Genomic DNA, 4099 nt, shown 5'->3' on the forward strand with positions numbered 1-4099 from the left:
TCAGTTTGCAGACCATCTATTGCATTGCGAATTCCTTTGATCAGATCGGGATATGTGGTAAGAGCTTTACTTGTAGCCACTATTAAACCATCAGTATCTCTTACAAGAACTGCATCAGTATACGTTCCTCCGGCATCTATTCCAAGACTGAATTTCATGATAGTTCCACTCTCTTCAATAACATTCTGAATAGAAAAGTAGTTTGAATATTTAGCTGCCTTCGTTTGGCAAACTGTAATTTTGAAAAAAAGAAGAATGTGTGGTCATGCAGACCACAATTAGTACAAATTCAATTACTTGTAGTATGCGTCTCTTGCAGCGACCATTGCCTTTAGGTTGGCAACTGGAGTGTCTGGTGCGATACCGCATCCTGGTGCAAGTACGTCCACGCCTGCCTTAAGAGCAGTTGTGGCTGCTTCTGTTACTTTCTCAGGTGTGCCTGCAAGCAGGACGAATGGGCTTGAAACGTTCCCGCAAATGGTTACTTTGCCTGCGACCTTTGCCTTTGCGCCAGCCATGTCCTTTACCTTCTCTTCGATACTGATGGATGCAAAGCCACAGTCTGCCATGTCAGGGATAATTGCAGTTACATCTCCGCAGATGTGGAGGATCATTGGAACTTTAACTCCTGCTGCAAACTTCTGGAGCATTGGTTTGAGGTCTGTCTTGAATGAATCTGGTGACATCAGGTCAGGAGAGCATACTGGGTCTGGTACACTAATCACATCTGCACCGGCGTCTGCCAAAGCATTTGCGTATGCAATACATGCATCAGTTGCAAACTCCATTATAGTGTTGTATGCAGCCTTGTCCTTTATGGACCATTTCATGAACTTCTTGACACCGCATAGGTCTGATGCAAGGGTGATTGGTCCTTCCATACCTGCGATCACTGGAATCTTTCCGTCTGCTTTCTCTTTGAGGATCTTCATTGCTTCAAGTACAGCGGGAATCCTACCCTGTGCAAGGAGGTTCTCAGGCATCTTCAGGTTTGCAACGCCGTCGCTGTATGGGTGAGCTGTAACAGATGGCTGTCTGTTCTTAGTACCCATGTTGACTTCACAGCCCATTGCCTGTGCAAGAACTGTAAGACAGTATGGTGCTCTTACGCCTTCAAGACCGCATACTTCGTATGATGCGTATGCGAGTTCTGCCATGAGCTTTGCATCGCTGTGTGCTTCTGGCCATGCAGCGCCGGTTTTGTCCATAAGCTCTACAATAGCGGTCTGTGTTACAGACAGTACTGGAACTTTATCGACTTCTTCACCTTTCAATGCTTTTAAAAACCTTTCCTTCATGTTTAAGTCGCTCATAGTTAATCCTTCTCTCCAATTAAAGAGTTAGTCACCTGAATTTGCAATACATCAAATATAAAACTATTGGGAATAGTGTTTTATAGTGGGCCAAATATATATTTTTGTTCAAAAATTACAGTTTTCATTTATATTAACCTCTCATTCCATCTCAAGAAAAAAAGGATTTAAATATGGCCTCAATCCCAGAATTTCTTTGTTTTTGCATAGTTGCGTTCTGCTGCCATAATGTCTCTATAAAAGTCTTCTTCCTCCGCCCTATTCTTTTGTATGATGCGGGAAGCCGTTTCAGGTCCCACGCCTCTGGAAGCAAGGGCAATGACAGCCTTTTTTCCATAAGATCGTACAAAATTAGCATTCCTATAAACTCTCCTAATGCGTTTTACTTCCTCGTTTGAAGCGGAGCCAGCATGTTTTTTCATAAGTTTAATCTCTTCCTCTTCCCAGGGCTTGAGTGCAGCCACCATTTTCGATCCACACACAAGGCATGCGATATCATCAGGCACATTCATGACTTTCCGGTGTGATGCCCATTTTTTACAATGAATGCAGAACAATATAATGTTATCATGCATAATGCGTTCTTTCAAAGCAAGCACAATGGAACGATCAGCTTTTTCCGGAGCTACCAGGTCCCGTTTCATAGAGAATCCTGATGTACCTATTGGGGTCGGGCCACTTACTTCTATATGGTAACTACCAGAAGCAATCAGGGACAGAACGTCACTGGCTTTTTCTACGTCCAGCATATCATGCATGATCTCCCGAATTACTTCGTCATACATGGAAGTGCCCTTGTATATCTCAAGTAGCTTCTTCATACTGATCCTTTCATAATCCAGATCTTTGCTTAATGCCCCGAACTTTCTGGCAACATGCACCATCTTCCATTTCATAAGAGATGTATTCTTGAGAGTCATCTCTATAACAGGTTCAATATGTTCAGGTGAGATGCCAAGTATCATCGACCTTATATCCACAGGTTTGAGTCTTCTTGGTCCCTCTAATCGTATACGGTAAGGATCTATTTCCTGTGCCACGCTGCTACCAAAGCGTGCTGCAAGCAGGGTTGTCAGCACTTTACCTAGAGTTTCATTAGTATTATGGCCAAAACAAGCGTTTATGATCACTGCATTCTCATCACTTTCGATGACCAAGGTCTTGTCGTCAGGCACTTTAAGCCCGGATGAGACATGTTCCGCCACAAGAGCAATTACTTCTGAAGCACCTCCCATGTCGACATGGTATTTTCGCATAAGCTCCTCTGTGATCTCTTCTTCCGGGATATTCTGTAACAGTGAATCCCTTATGAATGCACGCAGTCTTCCAACTGCCTGAGCTACATCAAAAGGTACGGGTATTTCCTCTCCCACCCAACTGGGTATCTCTCCCTTTGCCTTTACAGGTTCCACTTTAATCCTGTCCCTTTCGGTGTCCATGTCTATGACCCGCCACATGTCACCTTTAGTGATGAACACAGCACCTGGACTTGCAGATGTTACAACAAAAGCCTCATCCAGCATTCCCACTGGCCTACCGGAAACCATGTCGAAAACTTCATACTTTTTTTCATCTGGTATCATGGACAGGTTCTCATAATAGTACTGCCAGCTCTTGCGCCTTCTGCCCAATACCCTTGAACCTTCTTCCCTCCACACCAACCGATACTCTGTCACCTGTTCCACAACTCCTTCCAATTCCTGCAGGGTCAGGTCACGGAATGGGTATGCTCTTCTAAAGATCGAGTGTAGGCGTGAAATATCAAGTTCTCCGAAATCAAGTACCATGCCGGATATCTGGTTGGCCAGCACATCGAGAGCGCCGGTTTGCACTGATATATTTTCAGCTTTTCCTTCAAGAGCATGCATTACTATCATCATGCTCTCCGCCACGTCATCCTGCCCTACTGCCAGAATGGTACCTCTGGATACTTCGTGTATCCTGTGTCCGGCACGTCCCACTCTTTGTAAAAGCCTTGAAACCTGCCGCGGAGATCCATATTGAACGACATGGTCTACCTTACCTATATCAATCCCAAGTTCCATGGAAGAAGTACATATAAGACCTCTAAGATCTCCTGCCTTGAAAGATTCCTCAGCTTCGATACGTGCTTCCACAGACAAAGATCCATGATGGACTCCTATTGACTCGTTCATTATCCTGAAACCCGATGCCAGTGCTTCGGCACTTTGTCGGGTGTTGACAAAGACAAGAGTTGACTCATGCCTTTGTACTATGTCTCGAATGCATCTGAGGTGGGAGGCGAACTCAATATCACATCCGACAAGCTGCGAGATGTCCATATCCTCTTCAGCTACATGCGGGCGTACTACGTCAAATTCCAGGAATTTGGACATGATAACCTGCAACACAACCACGTTTCTCTCTGATCCTGCAAGGAACCGTGCAACTTCATCTGGATTACCCACTGTGGCAGAAAGCCCCACTCTCTGGAATTCTCCTGCAAGCTCCACCAGTCTTTCAAGACCTACTGCAAGTTGCGCTCCTCTTTTTGAGGCAGCAAGTTCATGGATCTCGTCCACGACTACATGTTTCACATATCTCAGGCTTTCTCGCAGCAACTTGCCTGTGAACATTGCCTGCAAGGTTTCAGGCGTAGTGATTAAAAAGTCAGGTGGCCTACGTGATTGTTTCTGGCGTTCGTTACGTGAAGTGTCTCCATGGCGGACCTGCACATCAATACCAAGCTCCTTGCCCCACCACTGTATGCGTGAAAGCATATCCCTGTTCAGTGCCCGAAGCGGTGTAATATATAATGCTGATAT

At 45.1% G+C, this 4099-nt stretch carries 3 protein-coding genes; all 3 read right to left on the bottom strand.

Going from position 1 to position 4099, the window contains the following annotated elements; all coding sequences use genetic code 11:
• On the bottom strand, positions 1 to 158 hold a 158-nt coding region (locus A4E24_RS08610), incomplete at its 3' end, for a hydantoinase/oxoprolinase N-terminal domain-containing protein (RefSeq protein WP_292352878.1).
• 135 nt (positions 159 to 293) lie between these two features.
• Positions 294 to 1313 carry a methylcobamide:CoM methyltransferase MtaA gene (mtaA, locus tag A4E24_RS08615; RefSeq protein WP_292352876.1) on the bottom strand — a complete coding sequence of 340 codons (1020 nt, stop codon included), beginning with the start codon at positions 1311 to 1313 and terminating at the stop codon, positions 294 to 296.
• 179 nt (positions 1314 to 1492) lie between these two features.
• A partial coding sequence (locus A4E24_RS08620) for a DEAD/DEAH box helicase (protein WP_292352877.1) occupies positions 1493 to 4099 on the bottom strand: 2607 nt, incomplete at its 5' end.

This window comes from Methanomethylovorans sp. PtaU1.Bin093 (assembly GCF_002067275.1).
In the GTDB taxonomy this organism is placed as follows: Archaea; Halobacteriota; Methanosarcinia; order Methanosarcinales; family Methanosarcinaceae; genus Methanomethylovorans.

Coding starts and splice junctions, on each gene's coding strand:
- mtaA (WP_292352876.1), bottom strand. CDS start 1,313: ATGAGCGACTTAAACATGAAGGAAAGGTTTTTAAAAGCATTGAAAGGT.